General features: G+C 59.5%; 18 protein-coding genes and 4 pseudogenes. 6 read left to right on the top strand and 16 right to left on the bottom strand.

The genetic code is table 11. The features are described from left to right. Positions 1 to 43: 43 nt before the first annotated feature. The 7 genes and pseudogenes from K2W61_RS19800 to K2W61_RS19770 all read right to left on the bottom strand — a co-directional run bounded on the left by K2W61_RS19800 (position 44) and on the right by K2W61_RS19770 (position 6,796). Positions 44 to 1,164, bottom strand: a protein-coding gene (locus tag K2W61_RS19800; RefSeq protein ID WP_236756385.1) for an IS3 family transposase whose coding sequence is annotated in 2 segments (ribosomal slippage) — positions 44 to 915 and positions 915 to 1,164 — 1,122 coding nt in all. Because the reading frame shifts where the segments join, the coding sequence is not laid out codon by codon here. A gap of 160 nt (positions 1,165 to 1,324) precedes the next feature. Further along, entirely contained in the window at positions 1,325 to 1,549 is a 225-nt protein-coding gene (locus tag K2W61_RS19795) for a hypothetical protein (protein WP_236756384.1), read from the bottom strand. Further along, positions 1,546 to 3,549, bottom strand: coding sequence for a hypothetical protein (locus K2W61_RS19790; RefSeq protein WP_236756383.1), 2,004 nt, complete (start codon positions 3,547 to 3,549; stop codon positions 1,546 to 1,548). Before K2W61_RS19790 ends, K2W61_RS19795 begins: the two co-directional genes overlap by 4 nt. Then, positions 3,492 to 4,136, bottom strand: coding sequence for a hypothetical protein (locus tag K2W61_RS19785; RefSeq protein ID WP_236756382.1), 645 nt, complete (start codon positions 4,134 to 4,136; stop codon positions 3,492 to 3,494). The genes K2W61_RS19790 and K2W61_RS19785 overlap by 58 nt, the downstream gene beginning before the upstream one ends. Positions 4,137 to 4,349: 213 nt before the next feature. Beyond that, complete coding sequence (locus K2W61_RS19780; protein WP_236756381.1) at positions 4,350 to 4,784, bottom strand: hypothetical protein; 435 nt, start codon at positions 4,782 to 4,784, stop codon at positions 4,350 to 4,352. Further along, positions 4,781 to 5,620: a hypothetical protein gene (locus K2W61_RS19775; protein ID WP_175131453.1), complete on the bottom strand. Its 840-nt coding sequence runs from the start codon at positions 5,618 to 5,620 to the stop codon at positions 4,781 to 4,783. The genes K2W61_RS19780 and K2W61_RS19775 overlap by 4 nt, the downstream gene beginning before the upstream one ends. Before the next feature lie 58 nt (positions 5,621 to 5,678). Next, positions 5,679 to 6,796: pseudogene (locus K2W61_RS19770) on the bottom strand (IS3 family transposase). A 37-nt stretch (positions 6,797 to 6,833) separates the two neighbouring features. Here K2W61_RS19770 and K2W61_RS19765 point away from each other — a divergent pair. Further along, positions 6,834 to 7,319, top strand: a pseudogene (locus K2W61_RS19765) (transposase); the annotation flags it as partial. 252 nt (positions 7,320 to 7,571) lie between these two features. Here the strand turns inward: K2W61_RS19765 and K2W61_RS19760 are convergent. The 4 genes and pseudogenes from K2W61_RS19760 to K2W61_RS19745 form a co-directional block, all read right to left on the bottom strand. Next, positions 7,572 to 7,853 carry a hypothetical protein gene (locus K2W61_RS19760; RefSeq protein WP_175131454.1) on the bottom strand — a complete coding sequence of 94 codons (282 nt, stop codon included), beginning with the start codon at positions 7,851 to 7,853 and terminating at the stop codon, positions 7,572 to 7,574. Beyond that, entirely contained in the window at positions 7,853 to 8,563 is a 711-nt protein-coding gene (locus K2W61_RS19755; RefSeq protein ID WP_175131455.1) for a hypothetical protein, read from the bottom strand. Before K2W61_RS19755 ends, K2W61_RS19760 begins: the two co-directional genes overlap by 1 nt. A 23-nt stretch (positions 8,564 to 8,586) precedes the next feature. Continuing rightward, a pseudogene (locus tag K2W61_RS19750) lies at positions 8,587 to 9,698 on the bottom strand (IS3 family transposase). A 101-nt stretch (positions 9,699 to 9,799) separates the two neighbouring features. Then, positions 9,800 to 10,048, bottom strand: a complete 249-nt coding sequence (locus K2W61_RS19745; RefSeq protein WP_175131456.1) for a hypothetical protein — start codon at positions 10,046 to 10,048, stop codon at positions 9,800 to 9,802. Between the two features lie 289 nt (positions 10,049 to 10,337). Between K2W61_RS19745 and K2W61_RS19740 the strand changes: the two genes are divergently transcribed. The 4 genes and pseudogenes from K2W61_RS19740 to K2W61_RS19725 all read left to right on the top strand — a co-directional run. Beyond that, positions 10,338 to 10,652 (top strand): DUF1153 domain-containing protein, encoded by a 315-nt coding sequence (locus K2W61_RS19740; RefSeq protein WP_033535077.1) that lies wholly within the window; start codon positions 10,338 to 10,340, stop codon positions 10,650 to 10,652. A gap of 103 nt (positions 10,653 to 10,755) precedes the next feature. Continuing rightward, positions 10,756 to 11,061: a hypothetical protein gene (locus K2W61_RS19735; RefSeq protein ID WP_236756380.1), complete on the top strand. Its 306-nt coding sequence runs from the start codon at positions 10,756 to 10,758 to the stop codon at positions 11,059 to 11,061. After that, on the top strand, positions 11,040 to 11,483 hold the full coding sequence (locus K2W61_RS19730) for an integrase core domain-containing protein (RefSeq protein ID WP_236755518.1): 444 nt from the start codon (positions 11,040 to 11,042) through the stop codon (positions 11,481 to 11,483). The genes K2W61_RS19735 and K2W61_RS19730 overlap by 22 nt, the downstream gene beginning before the upstream one ends. A gap of 12 nt (positions 11,484 to 11,495) precedes the next feature. Next, a pseudogene (locus K2W61_RS19725) lies at positions 11,496 to 11,746 on the top strand (IS256 family transposase); the annotation flags it as partial. 1,548 nt (positions 11,747 to 13,294) lie between these two features. Here K2W61_RS19725 and K2W61_RS19720 read toward each other — a convergent pair. From K2W61_RS19720 to K2W61_RS19710, 3 genes are all read right to left on the bottom strand, one after another. After that, the gene (locus tag K2W61_RS19720; RefSeq protein ID WP_175131458.1) at positions 13,295 to 13,510 is read right to left on the bottom strand and encodes a hypothetical protein; all 216 of its coding nucleotides are present in this window, start codon (positions 13,508 to 13,510) and stop codon (positions 13,295 to 13,297) included. 159 nt (positions 13,511 to 13,669) lie between these two features. Continuing rightward, complete coding sequence (locus tag K2W61_RS19715; protein WP_175131459.1) at positions 13,670 to 14,338, bottom strand: hypothetical protein; 669 nt, start codon at positions 14,336 to 14,338, stop codon at positions 13,670 to 13,672. Between the two features lie 106 nt (positions 14,339 to 14,444). Next, positions 14,445 to 15,590, bottom strand: a complete 1,146-nt coding sequence (locus K2W61_RS19710) for an alpha-hydroxy acid oxidase (RefSeq protein WP_175139685.1) — start codon at positions 15,588 to 15,590, stop codon at positions 14,445 to 14,447. A 250-nt stretch (positions 15,591 to 15,840) separates the two neighbouring features. On the opposite strand from K2W61_RS19710, the gene K2W61_RS19705 reads away from it, so the two are divergent. Then, entirely contained in the window at positions 15,841 to 16,263 is a 423-nt protein-coding gene (locus K2W61_RS19705) for a hypothetical protein (RefSeq protein ID WP_175139684.1), read from the top strand. A gap of 97 nt (positions 16,264 to 16,360) precedes the next feature. On the opposite strand, the gene K2W61_RS19700 is transcribed toward K2W61_RS19705, so the two are convergent. Together K2W61_RS19700 and K2W61_RS19695 are read right to left on the bottom strand one after the other, a co-directional pair. After that, positions 16,361 to 17,536 (bottom strand): GGDEF domain-containing protein, encoded by a 1,176-nt coding sequence (locus K2W61_RS19700; protein ID WP_236756379.1) that lies wholly within the window; start codon positions 17,534 to 17,536, stop codon positions 16,361 to 16,363. A 142-nt stretch (positions 17,537 to 17,678) separates the two neighbouring features. Further along, on the bottom strand, positions 17,679 to 19,844 hold the full coding sequence (locus K2W61_RS19695; RefSeq protein ID WP_236756378.1) for a TonB-dependent siderophore receptor: 2,166 nt from the start codon (positions 19,842 to 19,844) through the stop codon (positions 17,679 to 17,681). Positions 19,845 to 19,914: the final 70 nt, after the last annotated feature.

The following is a 19,914-nucleotide window of genomic DNA, read 5'->3' as shown; positions in this document are numbered from 1 at the left end:
GTGCCGGGACGTGGCGCCTGGCTGAGTGACCTGCTCGGATTTTTCACACCACCGGGATTTGGAATTTAGCTTCGGTTAGTAATCCTGATGCAGCGACCTGGGCGGCCTGCTGCGGTGTCAAATAGCCCAGACTGGAATGCGGCCTGACAGTGTTGTAATGCTCGCGCCAGTCTTCGATCATGATGCGTGCCTCGGTCCGGCTCCGGAACCATTCCATATTCAAGCACTCGTCGCGCAGCTTACCGTTAAAACTCTCGGTCGTGCCGTTCTGCCAGGGCTTGCCCGGGTCGATCAGCGCCGTCTCAATGCCTTGATCCGCAATCCATTGCAGCAAGGCGCGCGAGACGAACTCCGGGCCATTGTCCGAACGCAGATATCGGGGAGCTCCGCGGTCACTGATGACGCGGGTCAATATCTCGATCACTCTGCGTGAGCGAATTGACCCGGCCACATCAATAGCCAGGCATTCCCGCGTGTACTCATCGACCAGCGTCAGGCATTCGATCTGCTGACCGTTGGCGCTCGCGTCAAAGACAAAATCATAGGACCAGACCTGGTTGGCTCGCGCCGGCGTCAGCGGTCGCGGGCGAGAAGCTGCCACGCGGCGCCGAGGCCGTTTATGGGGCACTTGCAGCCCCGCCACGTTCCACAATCGCCACGCGCGGGACATACTCATCGTGTGCCCCTCCCGGGCCAGAAATATGCTGATCCGCCGATAACCATACCAGGGATACTGGGCCGAGAGCGCCTTCATCCTCGCCACGACCGGCGCGTCCGCGATCGCCTTGCTCGGCTCATAACGCAAACCCGAACGAGACACTTCATACAGCGTACAGGCCCGGCGCTGGGAAACCCCAAGCGAGCAAACCAGACGGGCTTGCTCCTGCCGAACCTGTACCCTCACCACTTTCGGCGGTTGACCTCCTTCATCGCCTCGATCTCCAGATCCCGCTCGACCAGCAGCTTGCGCAGCCGAGCGTTCTCGGTCTCTATTTCCTTGAGCCGGCGCACCTCGTCCACCCCAAACTCCCCGAAACGCTTGCGCCAGCCATAGATGCTCTGCTCGCTCACTCCGTGCCGCTTGGCCACGTCTGCCATCGGGTCTCGGTCAGCCTCCCGCAGTATCCGAACTATCTGCTCTTCGCTGTACCTTGCCTTCTTCATCTCGCTTCCTTCTCGCGTCAGAAGCTATTTTCTCAAATACCCAGTGGTACGAATTTCTCAGAGCAGGTCAGTCACGCCAACTCATGTAAATGAGCAACTCTCGAGCCCCGGCAAACATGGCAGGAGCTGTAAGAATAGCGTCACAATTGACCACGCGGCTTTACATTTGCGGAATAAACTCAACAAAGCCATCATGAATACCAACCCACAATCTAACATCCGGAGGATCCACAACAGCTATGCTGGGATCAACCGTTTCAGGAACAGAAAATACTGCTTCCCATCGATCCCGCTCCCTTCGTTCAACCCAGCCCGGTTTCAAATGGCCAATTTTATTTAACATTAAATATTTCTCAGCCAGCTCTAGACATTGAGATTCCGTCATTTACCCTCACCCATCTTAAGCCTATCAACATAACCAATAGAAAACTCTTTTTCCGCACTATTTAATTGCTGCCAAATTCTATTTCCTTGCAGCCGATTAAGCACAGATTCCTCCCGCCCCAATCTACCCATGTTTACATAAGCCTGAACCCCACTCCTCACATCTTCCGCAGCGCCTATTTTTGCCTTGAAATCCAAATAATGAGAAAGTTCGTGTTTAACTTGCAGAGCGGTGGGATTGGCAGGAAGATACATAGTCCCTGTTCCGTTCCAATTTCCATCAAATCTGGGATTACCCGATGTACCATATACGCTGACGCCACGACGTTCTAAATAATTCACAAGCTGATTCAGCTTATCTTTCGGGTAGAGTATCCCTTCAAAAGCAGCCGCTGTTGTATCAGCACGGACGGCAAATGTGTTTTGCGTGCTAGCAGCAGAAAACTTATTGAAAATGATCTGCTCGCCTACCATTGAGGCTCTCGTCAACCCAAGCCCAAACACGGTAGAACCCGCTTCACCCAAGGATTTTAGTCCATAGAGCACCGCCTGGCCGTAGTTTCCGTTCTGCCAATTGCTGGACATGCGATCAACGCTGCCCGCTCCGCTCATGGACGACCAAAGCGCCTTGGTGCCTCCCCAGAACTCCCGTGCGGCATCCCCCGCTGTCACCCCAAAGCTCGGATTGGGACCCTCCATTACGCCCAAATGCCCGCCATTGAATCCTCGGTTGAAGTCATCCAAGAAACTGGTCGAACCCGCGGCGCCAGAGAACTTCTGCTGCTCCCATGGAGCACCCTTTACGCCGAACTGCGTGCCTGGACTAAGTAGCAAGCCTCGCGGGATTCCTTCAAATTCCCACGTGTCATCCGAGTATGCCGTCGTTCCCGGCATGGTCACAATATTTTCATCTCCCTCCTTAGGGGCTTGCCTTGCCATCATTGCTGGCCCCGCAACTAGCGTCCCATCGCCAGACGGTCTTCCCTCCCCATCTCGGGCTCTTGCGAACTCTGCAACCAGCGCGTCATACATCGCATCATTTAACTGCTGCGGTGCAACCTTGGGAATTTCCTGTACACCTGTCTCACGTGCCCAAGCAGGCAGATCTTTTTCGTCCACACGAATACCGCGTAGCTGCACGCTGTCCCGTCCGGCCCCCAAAGTCTGCGCGGCGAGCTCCTCCACCACCGAATTCCCCAACGCATTCCCAAACGCGTCAGTGGCAATCTGCAAGTAATTCGCCTTGCCGCCCGACAACACCGATGCAGCAACGCCGCCAACTGCTCCCGCCACAAAACCACGCGCCAGTCTTTCACTGAAATCCGACGCGTTCGGGAACACCTGCGCTCCAACAGCCGAACCGACACCAGCGCCGATGCCGGCGGCCGCTACGTTGGTCCAGTTGAACTGCGACTGCAACCCCGTCGCCACCCCAATACCTTGGCTGATGACAGAACTCATCACTGCACGGCCTGCCATTCCCCACGCGCCAACGGCCGCTGTACTCGCCGCGTTATTTACAGTGAAGAAGCTGCCACCGCCCATGCCAGTTCCCACACCCGACGTCACGCCAGCCGCCGCCGCACTGACGGCCACGCCCTTCCAATTGAACTTGGACTGTGCACCAATGGCCATGCCAACGCTTTGGCTGACAACACTACCTATGGCGCCAGCGGCCACGCTAAGGCCAATCGCTGCCATGCCCGATATGCCGGTCGCGGTTCCTGTGAGAATCGCCGCCCCCGTCATCATCGTCCCGGCCAATCCGCCCGCGGTGCCCGCAGCGCCGGCTGCTGCCGCGGCCGCAGGCGCCAACGCCCCCGCCGTCAACACCGTCGCCACCACCGCCACCACGGCAACGATGATCATCCCGATCCCGCCGCACCCACCACCGCCCCCGCTATCCGGCTTCGGCACAGGCATCGTCGGCTGCGTATCCCCGATCAACTTGCCCGGGTCATACGGCTTGAACGTCTTGTAGTCGTTGTGGTTGCCCGACACCCGGTTCGGGATCGTGACCGTCGCCCCAACCCGCAGATCCCGGTCGCTGGCCAGGCCATTGGCCTCGGCCACCAGGTACCACAATCGGCTATCGCCATACGCCTGCTGCGCGATGCTCTGCAGCGTGTCGCCCGCCTGGATCCGATACGAACCCGGGCTGGCCGACGGGTTGCCCCCGTCGATCGGCCGGAACGCTGGCGTGAAATCGTCCGCGCCCGCCGCTGGCCCGGTCGTCCCCAGCAGCTCGCGTTGACCACCCGCGCCGAATACAGCCGCCCGGCGCCGTCGTAGACGTTGCGGCGCTGTTCGCCCGCCAGGCCGGACCGGTCGAAGAACGCCTTGCCCAGCGACCCGTCGATGCCGCTGAGCACCACGCGGTCGGCGCCGTCGTAGTAGCGCGCGTCCAGCAGCAGTCCGTCGCGCCGCAGCGTGGTCAGGCGGTTGATGGCGTCGTAGGTGTACCGTTCCGTGGTGAAGCCGGCGGCCGTGCCTCCATCGGCGTAGATGACCTTGTCCCAATACGTGTCGGACAGGCGGTTGCCGTTGGCGTCGTAGTCGATGCTATGGCGCAGGTAGCTGTCGGACACTTCACGCAGGCGGAATCGTGCAGTGACCTTGCAAGGAAAAAATCATAACCAGAGTAAATAACTGGCTTGACCCAACCGGACCTCAGCACATAACAAAAACCCCGACTACAATTTTTCGGCCAGGCATTCCTAAATACTGTCGAATTAAACGTAGCCTAGCACGTTAAATTACCTTATTTTTTACAATTAAACGCAGCCAGACATGCCAACTTGTTAAGAAAATTCCTTAATGTAGTTTTCTTTTGCCTCATCATTACTAATCATATAAACAACAAAGGCGCAAAAGTCTCGCTCTTTATCCTCGGGATATCCATAAGCAGGGGAAGCAAGAGGAAATTTTTTCCACCAAGATTCGTAAATAATTTTTTCAGAGCCACCGACACCAGAGATATAGAATTGAGTACCCCCCCCATCGATATGCTCATACTTAACAACCAAAGAAGAATCCAATGCATCCACTATTGTATTCTTTGCCATAATAAAAATCTTCGCATTCTTCACATACAGCGCAACCAGATCCTCACCAAAAAAATCTCCCTCTCCAGATAAAATCTGGCCATCACCCAAAGAAAAAATCTCCTTGGCCGCACCTCCCATCCCGTTAACTTCGATAAATGATTCTTTATTGAACCTTTTAAATATCATCACCAGCCCCTATGAACATCGTCAATCCCAAGAAGTTTATTCAATGCCGGATCTTTCCGCATCGAGCTGGAAATAACATCTTCCCAACTTCTCGATTTCCGGAAGCCATTAACACCAGACATCAACGAGGTTACGTCACCTGTCATCATACCAACGCCTTCCGCACCGCTTCTCGGCCGGGCGGTAATAAGTTCGGACAAGTAGTCGCCGCCACCGCTTATCCTATTCTGTACATCCGAAACATCCATACGAAGCAAAGCTCCGCTCATTTCCAATTCGGCCTGAGCTTGCCCCACTGCGCTTTGAATTAAAAGCGCACCCGCAAAACCGGCTTTATTATTCCGCAAGCTTTTTAGATTGCCTGCGGCAAAGCCAAGAGGATTTCTCACTACCTCCCCGGCGGGACCATCAAAGCCTGAAGCGGTAATTGCCGGCAAACTACTATCCAAAACAGCAAACCCGCCGCCTAATGCTACGGCTGCTTGCTGGGCATACGGATTAATTTCGGTACCATCTGCCAGGAAGGTTGTACCAAAGCGAGGCGAATATCGATCGATGCCGAAGGCAAAGACGCCGCTGGCATTTGTCTCCTTGGCTTTGTTGAAGGCCTCCAGCGTGATTGATCTGGTATCCGACTCATCGCCACCAGCATCGTCGTTTGCCGCGAGTAGCACTTTCTGTCGACCGAAGCCCTCTCTCTCTTCCCTTTGCCATTCGGCATGTGCTTGCTTCAGCTTTCGATCCTGCTCTTCCGTCAAATGACGCGCAGCTCGATCCGTCGCCTCCGAAACAATCGAATTCCCCAACGCATTCCCAAACGCGTCAGTGGCAATCTGCAAGTAGTTCGCCTTGCCGCCTGACAGCACCGATGCAGCAACGCTGACCTGCTCGGATTTTTCACACCACCGGGATTTGGAATTTAGCTTCGGTTAGTAATCCTGATGCAGCGACCTGGGCGGCCTGCTGCGGTGTCAAATAGCCCAGACTGGAATGCGGCCTGACAGTTAATGCTCGCGCCAGTCTTCGATCACGATGCGTGCCTCGGTTCGGTTCCGGAACCATTCCATATTCAAGCACTCGTCGCGCAGCTTACCGTTAAAACTCTCGGTCGTGCCGTTCTGCCAGGGCTTGCCCGGGTCGATCAGCGCCGTCTCAATGCCTTGATCCGCAATCCATTGCAGCAAGGCGCGCGAGACGAACTCCGGGCCATTGTCCGAACGCAGATATCGGGGAGCTCCGCGGTCACTGATGACGCGGGTCAATATCTCGATCACTCTGCGTGAGCGGATTGACCCGGCCACATCAATAGCCAGGCATTCCCTCGTGTACTCATCGACCAGCGTCAGGCATTTGATCTGCTGACCGTTGGCGCACGCGTCAAAGACGAAATCATAGGACCAGACCTGGTTGGCTCGCGCCGGCGTCAGCGGTCGCGGGCGAGAAGCTGCCACGCGGCGCCGAGGCCGTTTATGGGGCACTTGCAGCCCCGCCACGTTCCACAATCGCCACGCGCGGGACATACTCATCGTGTGCCCCTCCCGGGCCAGAAATATGCTGATCCGCCGATAACCATACCGGGGATACTGGGCCGAGAGCGCCTTCATCCTCGCCACGACCGGCGCGTCCGCGCTCGCCTTGCTCGGCTCATAACGCAAACCCGAACGAGACACTTCATACAGCGTACAGGCCCGGCGCTGGGAAACCCCAAGCGAGCAAACCAGACGGGCTTGCTCCTGCCGAACCTAGTACGCTCACCACTTTCGGCGATTGACCTCCTTCATCGCCTCGATCTCCAGATCCCGCTCGACCAGCAGCTTGCGCAGCCGAGCGTTCTCGGTCTCTATTTCCTTGAGCCGGCGCACCTCGTCCACCCCAAACTCCCCGAAATGCTTGCGCCAGCCATAGATGCTCTGCTCGCTCACTCCGTGCCGCTTGGCCACGTCGGCCACCGGGTCTCGGTCGGCCTCCCGCAGTATCCGAACTATCTGCTCTTCGCTGTACCTTGCCTTCTTCATCTCGCTTCCTTCTCGCGTCAGAAGCTATTTTCTCAAATACCCAGTGGTACGAAATTCTCAGAGCAGGTCACTGCGGGTAAAGATCCGCGACGACGGCGGGGTCAGCAATCGGGCGGTGTACTTGCCGCTGGGCGTGCAGGCCGATGGTAAGCGCGACGTACTGGGCCTGTGGGTCGAGCAGACCGAGGGGGCCAAGTTCTGGCTCAAGATCTTCAACGAACTCAAGACCCAAGGGTGCTAGGACATCCTGATCGCCGTGGTCGACGGCCTGAAGGGCGTGGCCGCCGCCCTGCACCCGGTTTACGCTGCCGCCAGCGCACAAGCGGCCGAGCACGCGCCGCAGGCGTTCGCCGATGGGCCCTGGGGAATCAAATACCCAACGATCCTCGCGGCCTGACAGCGAGCCTGGGAGAGCGTCACGCCGTTCTTCGTCTTACCTCCGAACACAAGGCGCGTGATCTACACGACCAACGCCATCGACAACTTGAACATGCAACTAAGCAAGATCAGGCATAACTCCGGCGAAGATGTTCGATGCCGGCAAGACGCAGCATCCCGCTCCGCAGGACGTGTTCGCCGAGGCTGCTTGAGAAAACGCCGGCTTGGGGGCCGATGTCAGTTCAATACTGTCTCACTACAGCTCAGGCACTCCCACCGAGCACCGCCCCCCTTCTACATGAGGATCTCTCATTTGCCAGCACTGGCACCGATAATAAAAATTTAGGCAGAAATTCTTTATTAAAATTTCCCAACAAAAAACCAATCAAAGACATTTTCAAACCAAAATCTGCGTGAAATCAGGAATACGAGCAGCCACGTCTTGAATTGGGGCATCGAAAGAAAGAAAAGGGGCACCGGGCGGTATCGCCACCCGAGATAAGTTTGCGCCTTTATTGCAATTCACACACCACATCGCCACATATCCTATACGACTCCCCCCATCACCCACATACTGAAAATCCACAGAAGTGGACCCACACTCCGGGCAGATTAAAGGTCCGGCATCACTCGCATTTTCATATATCTTCTTATACAAATCCAACCAGTCTTTAAGCATTATCTCCCTCCATTCAAACGCCAGTATTTAACGAAAGAGTCTTCAATCCCATAAGCCGCTCTCTCATTTAAATTCAACTCGACCGAGCCATTAGGACGGCCAAAAATTCTAGCCTGATATAAATGAGTTCTTTCGTGACCAAGGGTGCGGACCAATTCTTCTGGGCTACTAAACGCATCGGGATACAACTCTAGCGTCTTGCCATTGGGATGAGCAAAACCAGTAACTCCTCTGCCCACCAAGCCTTCATCGCGTAGGATCTTAACCTTGATTCCGGTCAGACCAACACCAGCATCTTCTGCATATCGATGTACCGTCCTCAAATCCATGGTGACCGGCAAATCTGCGAACGCACCTTGATTGGCAGTTCTTCTGAACATATCAAGAGCATTCGGCGAAACAGCGTCAGCACCAATCCAAAACTTCGAATCACTAGGCAACAAATTCGGTGCCAACCCCTGCCGACTAAGAGTGCCCTCGACGCGATTCGCCAACGCGTCGCCCACCCAGTGCCCGCCTCCCACAATCGCATCCCCGGCTATACTAGCGCCGCCCTTCACAAGCTTTCCTGCTACGCCGCCCAAAGCCAATTCCGCAGCGATTTCGCCCATCTGCTCTGGGTTTCTATTCACAACGGCCCGCAGCGGACGTGCAACCATACCGTCCACCATCTCGAGACCGTACTTTGCAGTGGTCAGGCCTGACGTCACCCCCGTTTCGCAGCAGTTGAAAACTAGAATTCGGTCGGCTCAGGCAGGCTGACCTGCTGTGTTTTGGCGTATTCACTCGGGGTCAGCATGCCGAGCGAGCCATGGGGTCGGTGGTCATTGTAATCAGCACGCCATGCTTCAATGACCGTCTTCGCATGCTCAAGCGATAGGAATTCATGCGCGTTCAGGCACTCATCCCGTAGCCGGCCGTTAAACGACTCGTAAAGGCCGTTATCTGTGGGTTTGCCCGGCCGAGTGAAGTCCAGCAACACTTTGTTCTCCCAAGCCCATAAATCCAGTGCTTTGGACGTGAATTCTGTTCCATGGTCGACGGTGATACTGGCCGGCAAAGCAACCCTCTTGGCGACTCGATCGAGCGCCTGAACCACGCTGTCACCGGTTAGCCGAAAACCCACCTCCAACACGGGACTCTCACGGCTCCAGTTATCCACGACGGTCAGCACCCGAAACGCTCGCCCGTCAGCTAATTGATCATGCACGAAATCCATGCTCCAGCGCTGCCCAGCACCTGTTGCTTGCGGTGCGGGCCCCCGATGCAGACTCAACCGCTTATTGCGGCGGACGCGCATCCGAACCTGCAGCCCTTCCAGGCGGTACAGGCGATGGACTCGCTTGAGATTGACCTACCAACCTTCTCGGCGCAAAAGGATATGAATCCGCTCATAACCAAATCTCGGTCTGCTCATCGCGATGTCTCGAATGCGCATCCGCAATGCCGACCGATCTCGCGCGCTGCTTTTGCGATACCAACTGCCGCTGGAAAATTGACCCAGCCGACACGCCCTCTGGACACTTACCTGATGCACGTCCAGGATCCATTGAACCACCTCCCGGCGGCGTATCGGCGTCAGACCTTTTTTCGGATCACGTCCTGCAGAATATGCTTGTCCAAAGTCAGGTCGGCCACAACCCGCTTGAGCCTCGCGTTTTCCTCTTCAAGCTGGCGCAGCCGACGAATCTCGCTAGCCGCAAGATCGCCGTACTTCTTCCTCCAGTTGTAGAACGTCGCCTCTGATATCCCCAATCCGCGGCAAACATCCGATACAGGCGTACCGGCTTCTGCTTGGCGCAGTGCGTATGTCACTTGCGCCTCGGTGTAGCGTGACTTCTTCATCGCGTCCTGCTCCTTCTTCAAAAAGAGCCTGAAGCGACCTTACTCTAGTTTTGAGATACCCACGTTTTTTGGGAGAACGTCAATCCGCGCAAATATAGTCCCTAAGATTTTTTGGCGCGCGCAGCCATCCGCCTGCGCATTTCTCTCATAGCATTTTCATCTTCGATAACAAGCATATAGTGCTCGAAATTAGCCGGACACTGAAGACCATGCAAGGGCATCCCTGGCTTCCACTCTTCGGGAACGGTTTTTAAAATCTCCCCACATACAGGACACTGCAATTGCTGCCCCTGCCTTATGAGCTGTATCGCTTCATCACCAGACATGTTCTTTGCACTTATGAGATTCATGGTTTAACTCCGAATGGATATTTTCCTTGCGGCAAATGTGGATAGAGAGATTGAACGTCATTCCATATCTCCAATCGTTCCGCAAGCGAAGGCCTCACCCCATTTTGAAATAACATTTCATTTCTGAAAGCTTGATATTCCGAGAATTGCGTATTCTGTGGCCTACCTTTGTAGAAACCATTCTGATGAGTAGCCTCGTGCACGATTGTAGACGCAGCTTCTCTAGCGGAGAAATGGCGTGTAATGACCCAGTGAAAACCTGCTCACGTCATAATCGAGGGAATTGACGATGAGCATGAAGATGGAAGACGACATCAAACGCTGGACAGCCAAGCGCAAGAGCGCGCTAGTGCTGGACATCATTCAAGGCAAGACCACCGTCGCAGAAGCCAGCCGCCAATACGACCTGTCGCCCTCAGAGGTCGAACAGTGGGTCGACGATGGCAAGCGGGGCATGGAGAATGCCTTGCGGGCCAATCCACAGGACGTGCGCGAGCAGTACGAGCGCCAGCTCAAGGACCTTCAAGAGGCCTACGGCGAGGCGATGCTGGAGCTTCGCGCGAGAAAAAAATTGCAGTCCCTGCTGGGCGAGGACGAGAAGTGATCGAGACTCGGCGTCCCCGACGATCCGCCAGGGACTGCAAGCCGAGGGCATCACCGTCTCGATCGCCAAGCTGTGTCGCTGGTTCGGTGTGCCGCGCCGCACGGTGTACTACAAGCCAGTGAAGTCCGCGCCGAAGGTTGATCCGAAGTTCGCCTCGCCGATCAAGGCGATGATCAAGGAGTCGCCGTCGTTTGGATACCGGACCGTCGCGCACCTGCTGGGGTTCAACAAGAACACCGTGCAGCGCGTGTTCCAGCTGATGGGCTGGCAGGTTCGTAAGCGGCCGATCGGCTTCAGGCCGCGGATACAGGCGCTGCCATCGGTGGCAACGATGCCTAACGAGCGCTGGTCCACGGATATGTGCCGGATGTGGGCTGGCCGGGACGGTTGGCAACGCTGGCGCTGGTGATCGACTGCCACACGCGCGAACTCTTAGGCTGGCACCTGTCTCGCAGCGGCAAGGCCGGCACCGCGGGTAGCGCCCTGGAACATGCCTTGATTGCGCGCTTCGGGACGTTGGGCCGCGTGCCGATGCCGTTTCTGTTGCGCTCGGATAATGGGCTGGTGTTCACGTCGCGCAGCTACACCGCACTGGTACGCGGCTATGGGTTGCGCCAGGAGTTCATCACGCCGCATTGCCCTCAGCAGAACGGTATGGTCGAGCGTGTGATCCGCACGCTCAAAGAGCAGTGCGTGCATCGGCATCGCTTCGAGACGATCCAACATGCCAGCCGCGTGATCGGCGACTGGATACGCCTCTACAACGACCGACGACCACACCAAGCGCTCGGCATGAAGACACCGGCTGAGGCATTTGCTTTAGCCGCTTAACCTGAGCAGGTTCCGCTGGGTCAATACACCAACGCACAAGCGGCCGGGCAGGCGCTGCAAACGTTCGCCGATGGGCCCTGGGGAACCAAGTAGCCTATGATCGTCGCTGCCTGGCAGCGGGCTTGGGAGCACATCACGCTCTCCTATGGCTGGCGCTACGCAATGTGCTGGCCAAGTCCGTGAGGGCGACCTTCGACTGGAAAGTCGCAATGAACAAGTTTGCTATCCTGTTCGACGAACGGTTTGCGGCGGGGCTGGGATAACAACTTTTAAAACGCCTCGCCCACAAAAATACGGACAGGCTCACTTTTCTTCCGTGGTCATACGTACTCTCCGGATCATGCAACAAGTAGGGGTACCCGTTTCATAACCCGGCTTGGGGTCGTATGACCACGCCCCAACGTGGTCAACTGTCAGGTGAATACTGTCTCAGTACAGCATACCCATGATCTTCAGTCCTCATGATATGCCTCGCAAAAAAAATCACGGACAGGCCCGAAAGCCTCGACGCAACACCCAGTCGGGGTTTTATTTATTGCACCAAAAGAATGCAAATATCACAACACACAAACTAAGCCGCACCGAATCCTATCCTGTTAAACGTAGTCTGCCACGCCAACCCCCCATATACAGCACTACCGAACCCTTGGTATGCCCGGACGATAATCATCATGGGACTCTCCAAGAAGAATTATATCGAAGGTCTTATAAAGCGTGTATGCCATCTGACGCACGAGTTCGTTATCTTTCGAATAAGGCGCTTCGTTCTCAAGAATTTTTGCAGTGATATAGAGATCATTTACTATCTGGCGTGGCAATTGCTCAGCCCCCCCTTAACAATATTGCTAACTCCCTGGAAGCCCTATCCAGACGCTCGAATGCCTGCTGCTTAATCTCTTTGGTGGACTGCAACGCCATCACCAGTTCTGCCCCACTACTCCGCAACTCTGCGGCCACACCTTCAATACCACTCATCAATTTTCTCCAGATCTAAATGTACCAATCCCGCCGGTGAGCAAGCTTCTACGCATGATTGGGGCTAACTGCTCTTGGTTCAATGGGGCCATCGGAGTGTAGACGGCCTGCGAGGAAATTGACCGAAATACGGTTACCTCCTCGGCCCAGATGGAACGATGATAGGCCATCGATTCACCCTATATATTCGACCGAACCGCGCCCCTCCAGACCTCGACCTGGTTTGCTGCGGGTATACGGCTGAGATTCACTGCAACAATGCCGTTTCCACTGCCGTACCCCACTGTAACGTCGAAATCTCGAGTAGTCGAGGTCCAAGGGCTGTTCAAAATAGAGCACCACCCCGGCCCGGACCAAAGTTCAACACATGTTGTTCAGCAGTCCAATCGCTGTTAAGCGCCTTTCCCTGGATACCCACTCCGCTTTCCTGTGATTTCGCGTCGGCGCTATTCAATGCGCGATAGGATGTGTTATTTAAGACACGGTTTTCCGCCAAGCGGAGCCCTTGGCCCAAGGATGCCACACCGCCGACAAAGGGAATGGCTTGATCTACGCCCCGAGCAATCAAAGGAGAACCCGTAAGTTCCTATGCTGTTTGATAGGTCAATGTGGTGCCATCTCCATTGCTGAAGATGCGGTTCAATCCCGCACCGATGTTATCGCCACCGTGAAGCGCCAAAGGCGCGGCCACTACCGCGCCGAGCCCCGTTGAACTTAAACCAACTGCGCCAGCGGTAATCCCCCCATTTTTAGCGATTGTGGATTCAGACGGTCAGTGCAACTGACCCTAACCCAGTTTTTAGTACCGATCTAAATTAGAGAAATCCGGCATGATTTCACCATATGGAATAGGAGCCGTGCCGTGAAGAGATCGAAATACACCGAAGCGTTTCCAGCGTGGCCGAGCGCCTCTCGTCGTTCAATAGGCGGCTCTGGTTGCGCTCCGAGAACGCCTGTAGCGCGTCATGCAGGCCGGCTTCCACCTGGCCGCTTTCGCGCAGGTTGTAATGCATGATCGGAGTGGGCCACAACCATTGGATTTCGCGGGACATGGATAAACCAGGCAAGCACACGCGGCGCGCCTTTCGCGCCGCTACATTCCTAAGTTATCCCCCCGGCTCGAAATCAGTTTAGGGGTGGAAATCAAATATTTCTCCGACCACGGGAAAAGGCGTCGCGAGCGCTTGCGGACTCCCAGAGCGGGAGAAAACCTACCGATCCACCGACTTCATATCGCAGGTCGTCTCCTGCACATCGCAAAGCCCCCGGAACCACGCGCGCCCGGCCAGTTGTTCGCCCTGGGCGCGCGCGACGATCTCGTCCTGCGGCGAGCGCTTGCGGTCCACCAGGTAATCGAGCAGCACCCAGTTTTCATGGCAGGCGCGGATGCCTTGGACCTTGCCTACTTCGGTCAGCCAGTCGCTGCCCAGGTCCAGCACGCGCTGGCTGGCGGCGTCCGGCCGCAGATAGCCGCGCGCCGACTGGATGCCGACGCGCGCGTCATCGGCGCGGATCCAGCCTTCACCCTTGTAGACCTTGCGCGGCGGCAGGTCGGGATATTCTTCCTCGTTATAGGCGTCGCTGGCGTTGGCGATCCTGAGCCAGCCGTCCTGCGCCTGACGCACGTCGAAGATGACGCTGTAGGCGTATTCGGGCTCGCCGGCCGCCGGTCGGGTGGGAATCCGGCCCAGCACCTTGGCGGTGGCGGCGGGCGCCGCATGCACGGTGATCGACGGTTTGTCATAGTTGGCCCAGGCGCCGAAGGCGCAGGCGGTTGCGCCGGCCGCAAGTTCGGCCTGCGGCGCGGCGGCGCGGGCCGATGGCGCGGCAAGCAGCGCAAGGGTGGCGAGCGAAGCGGCCAGGCGGGCACGAACAGGCATGAAGACTCCGGAGCGCTGACTATCTGAACCCTGCCGGTCTTGCCGGCAGGCGTTTTCATTGATCGGGCAATGCCGCGACTGTAGCAAATACGCCCGGCCCGCCGCCCTACCGGAACCGCAGGTGCCGCCGCTGCAGTTCGCCCACCGTCCGGCAGCCCATCAGCTTCATCGCGCGCTCGATCTCCACGCGCATCTGCTCCAGCGCCCGTTCCACGCCGGGCCGGCCGGCGGCGGCCAGCGGGAACAGGTAGTAGCGGCCCAGCCCCACCGCCTTGGCCCCCAGCGCCAGGGCCTTGAGCACGTGCGTGCCGCGCTGCACGCCGCCGTCCATCATCACGTCGATGCGATCGCCGACGGCGTCGACGATTTCGGCCAACTGGTCGAAGGCGCTGCGCGAGCCGTCGAGCTGGCGGCCGCCGTGGTTGGACAGCACGATGCCGGTGCAGCCGATGTCGACGGCGCGCCTGGCGTCCTCGACCGACATGATGCCCTTCAGGCAGAACTGGCCGTCCCACTCGCGCACCATGGCCGCGACGTCGTCCCAGGTCATGGCAGGATCGAGCATTTCGGTGAAGTAGCGGCTGATGGACATGGCGCCGCCGCCCATGTCGACGTGGCCGTCCAGCTGCGGCAGGCGGAAGCGCTCATGGGTGAGGTAGTTGATGGCCCAGGCGGGCTTGAGGGCGAACTGGGCGATGCCGGCCAGGTTCAGGCGGAACGGGATGGCGAAGCCGGTGCGTTTGTCGCGTTCGCGGTTGCCGCCGGTGATGCTGTCCACGGTCAGCATCATGACCTGCACGCCCGCGCTCTTGGCGCGCGCCATCATGTCGCGGTTCAGGCCGCGGTCCTTGTGGAAATAGAACTGGTAGACCTGGGGGCCGCCGCTGATGCGGCGCGCCTCTTCCAGGCTGACGGTGCCCAGCGACGAGACGCCGAACAGGGTGCCGAACTTGCCGGCGGCGGCGGCCACGGCGCGTTCGCCGTCGTGGTGGAACAGGCGCTGCAGCGCGGTGGGCGAGCAGTAGACCGGCATGGCGAGCTTCTGGCCCATGACGCTGACGGACATGTCGACGTCGGCCACGCCGCGCAGCACGTCGGGCACCAGGTCGCAAGCCTCGAAGGCCCCGGTGTTGCGGCGGTAGGTGGTTTCATCGTCGGCGGCGCCGTCGATGTAGTTGAAGATCGGGCCGGGCAGCCGCTGGCGCGCCATGCGGCGGAAGTCGTGGAAATTCAGGCACTGGTTCAGACGCATCGGGGGACCTTTGTCTACGCTGCACGTACAGACGACATACCAGGCGCCGCCTGGCCGGCGGCGCAAACCACTGCTGGCCCGATGGCGGATGCCGGATCGTCCGGGCGCCAGGGCTTGGAGCGGGATTGTAGTCCGGGGGGGCCGAAGTCCGGCCAGGTTGTGCGTATCCTGGACAGGCCGATTGTGCTCCCAACCGGCACGCCGCGGAGTCTGATACCGTTGGACCTGTTGCCGATCACGCCCTGCCTTCATGTCTCCCCGTTCCGACCTGTTCGCGCCGCCCGCCAAGCGACCCGCCGCCCGCGCCAATTCGCTGCTGTGGATCCTGGACCCGCTGGAACGCGACCCCGGCTATCTGCGCCGCAAGATGTTCGGTTGCGATGCCGCATATCTGGACGACGTGCTGTATTTGGTGGTGGCCGACCGCGAGGAACCCTGGAATGGCGTGATGGTGTGTACCTCGCACGAGCGCCAAGCGGCGCTGCGGGCCGAACTGCCGGGCCTGCAGCCGCATCCGGAACTGGGCAAGTGGCTCTACCTGCCGCAGACCGACGCCGCCTTCGAGACCCTGGCCGCGCAGTTGGTGACGCTGGCCCTGGCGCGCGATCCCCGGCTGGGGGTGGCGCCCAAGCCACGCAGCCGCCGGCGCAAGTCCTGGCGGCCCGGGCAATAGCGCAGTGGCCCGCAAGGCGCCGTCCCGTGGCGAACGGCGCGGCCCCTGTGCGCCATGATGGCGAACGGCAAGGCCGCCTCGCCAGCTTGCATTCGATTCAATCCGCGGCGGCGCGTTCGACTTCCAGGGCCGCCTCCAGCCGGTTGCCGCCCAGCGACTTGGCGCGGTACAGCGCCAGATCGGCGCGCGCCAGCGCATCGGCCAGCGGCGGCACGTCCTCGTCGAAATAGGCCAGGCCGATGCTGACCGTGGCGGCGATGCCCAGGCCGTCGGCCGGATTGGCGACGCCGGTGGCGAAGCGCCGCGCCGCCGCCGCCCCCAACGGGTGGGCGCGGCGGGCGTCATCGCCCGCCAGCAGCGCGGCGAATTCCTCGCCGCCCAGGCGCGCCAGGATGACCTGCGGTCCAAGCACGTCGCGCGCCGCGGTGGCGAACGCCGCCAGCACCAGGTCACCGGTGTGGTGGCCGAAGCGGTCATTGATGGCCTTGAAATGGTCCAGGTCGAAGGCCAGCACGGCGATAGGCGCGCGCCCGGCGTTGCTCGCGATGAGGCGCGCGCCCTGCTCGAAGAACCAGCGGCGGTTGCCGAGCCGCGTCAGGTAGTCGGTCTGCGACTCGTGCACCAGCTGCACATGGGTTTCCTCGCGGATCAGCTTGATCAGCGTCATCGGCAGCAGCACCGAATACAACACCCCTTCGTACATGGTGATGTTGCTGGCCAGCAGGTGCACCGAGGGGCCGTCGACGGCGACCCACCAGGGCAGCAGGAAGGCCCGGCCAAAATAGATCAGCGCGTGCACGCCGGCCACCGCCACGGCGAAGTTGCGGGTTTTCAGCATGCGCATGGAATCGCAGCGCAGCAGTTCCCACGCGGTCAATGCGCTGACGATGGCAATGGGCAAGGCGCTGACGTATTTCCAGACCCGCTCCTGCCCTGGCACGCCGGCCGCCAGCCAGATCAGCGCCATGACAACCAGCAAGCCCGCCGAACGCTTGCGGTAATGGCGCCCGTTCAGCGAGGCGACACCGTTCAGCACCAGCAGATAGCCGCCGAGAATGACCAGGTTGCTCAGCGGCGCGCCGATCGCGGCCGGCATGTCGGCGCGGAACAAGGCGCAGATACAGCCCACCGCCAGCGTGGCGAAGCCGGCCGCCAGGATGCCCAGCGAACGGCTGCGGTTGGGGTGGGTCCGATGCTCCCAGAACGTCAGGCCGGCACTGGCCAGCAGCGTTCCGATGGTGATGAAGTAAAGGGTGAGGAGATCGACGTGCATCTCGGCCGGAAAGAGGGGGCACGCCAGGCGATCGCGGCGGCGTTCGCAATTTTAGGGGCAAATCCGCCGCGAAAATGTGACGGAGGCGCGGCCGCCGGGAAGCAATAAGTCCCCAATTAGGCCGCGCGTCCGCCCATCAGGATCAGAATCGATATGTCACGCTGCCGACCACCGTGCGGCGGGTGCCGAAGAAGCAATCGCCGCGGGCCAGGCAAGTGCCCACATACTGCTTGTCGAAGAGGTTGGTGACGTTCAGCGCAAAGCGCATGGGGCCCGCGTCGTAGGCCAGCACGGCGTCGTACAGCGTGACCGCGGGCACGCCGTTGTGGCCAGTGCCGTCATCGCTGCTGCCGTTGTAGCGCACGCCCGCCCCCGCCAGGAAACCCGGGGTTCCCATCACGCTGAAGCGGTAGTTGGCCCAGAACGACGCCATGTGCCGGGGAATGCTGGCCAGCTGGCGCCCCTGTTCGGCCGGCGTGCCCTTGGCGACCTTGGCGTCCAGGAAGGTGTAGGTCGCGACCAGGTCGACATTGCCCAGCGATGCCAGGGCTTCCAGTTCGGCCCCCTTGGTGCGCACCTCGCCCACCTGCACCGTGTCGGCCAGGCCGTTGACCACGCCCGCGACCTTGCGGTTTTTCTCGGTCATGTCGAACACGCTGGCGGTGACCGTCAGGTTTTCGCCCGGCGGCTGGTACTTCAGGCCAACCTCCCACTGCTTGCCCCGCAGCGGCTTGTACGCCTGGTTGGAGCGGTTGAAGCCGGCCTGGCCCTGGAACGATTCCGAGTAGCTCAGATACGGATTGAGGCCGGCCTCGGAGCGGTACATCAGGCCGAAACGCTTGCTCACTTCGCTGTCATCGCGCGACCCCGAAGGCGTGTCGTCGACCGACGCGCGCGAACGGTCATGGCGCAGCCCCAGCATCAGCAGCCATTTTTCCCATTCAAGCTGGTCCTGCATGTACAGGCCCAGTTGGTTGCCGCGCGAGGTCGGCGCGTTGACTGTCCCGGTGGGCGGCGTGAAGTTGCCGTACACGGGGTTGTGCACGTCGATCGGCGCGACCGTGCCGCCCACGCCCTGGCGCGCATCCAGCACGGAGCGCTGGTAATCGATGCCGGTCAGCAGGGTATGGCGGATCGGGCCGGTCTGGAACTTGAACTGGCCCTGGGTATCGACCGCGAACTGCTTGAGGGTCGGCTGGTTCTGGTACATCACGCGGCGCAGCAGCGTATCGCTGCCCGGCACCCAGCCGTGGCCGGCGCCGTTGAAGCCGGCGGTGTAGATGCTGCGGTAGTCCACTTCGCTGTGGGTGTAGCGCAGGTTCTGGCGCACCGTGACCGCGTCGTTGAAGGCATGCTCGAACTGATAGCCGATGGCGCTCTGGCGCGCGGTGTATTTGTCGAAATCCGGTTCGCTGACGAAGAAGTCCTGCGGGATGCGGCCGGCGGGCGTGCTGGTGAGCGTGCCGCGCCAGGGAAAGAACCCGACCATCGAACCCGTGTTGTCCTTCTGGAAATTGGCCAGCAGCGTCAACGAGGTGGCGGCGCTGGGCCGGTAGGTCAGCGACGGCGCGATGAAATAGCGGTCGTCGTCGACGTGCTTGACCGAGCTGTCGCTGTCGCGCCCCAGCGCCACCACGCGGTACAGCCATTTGCCGTCGGCATCGATCGGGCCGGTCAGGTCGGCCTGGATCTGCTTGCGGTTGTGGTTGCCGTAGCTGACGCCGATCTCGCGCATGGCCTCGGGCTGCGGCCGCTTGCTGACCTGGTTGACGATGCCGCCGATGGCGCCCTGCCCGTACAGCATGGCCGATGGCCCGCGCAGGATCTCGATGCGTTCCAGCGCGTACGGGTCGGGCCGGGTGTTGTTGTAGGAGCCGACCGCGTTGAGCAGGCCGTCCAGGTATTGGGTGGAGTCGGTGCCGCGGATCTTGATCGAATCGCCGCGGTTGTCCGGGCCGAACGCGCCGGCGGTGACGCCCGCGGTATAGGCCGCCGCCTGCTGCACCGACTGGGCGCCCTGCAAGGTCATGCGATCCTGCGTGATGATGCTGATCGACTGCGGCGTTTCCATCACCGGCGTGTCGGTCTTGGTGGCGGTGACGGCGCGGTTGGCGACGAAACCCTGCACCGGGCCGGTGGCGGTCTGCTCGACATCCGCGCCGGTGACGGTCACCGCGGGCAACTGGATGTCGGCGGCGGCGGACTGGGCGGCGCCGTTCGTGGCGACGCACAGTCCGAAGACGATCAAGGGAACATGCCGGGCACGGGGAAACACCAGGCGCAAGCGAGACAACGGGCGGGCAACCATCAACACTCCATTCCAATCATATTCGAAGTAAGAATTAGTCTTATTCTTTGAAAGAAAGGAATTATAGCCA

The sequence above is a fragment of the Achromobacter pulmonis genome, assembly GCF_021733725.1.
GTDB classification, from domain to species: Bacteria; Pseudomonadota; Gammaproteobacteria; order Burkholderiales; family Burkholderiaceae_B; genus Achromobacter; species Achromobacter pulmonis.
Note: the sequence above shows the minus strand (reverse complement) of the source record. Positions and strands in the feature narration are given on the sequence as shown.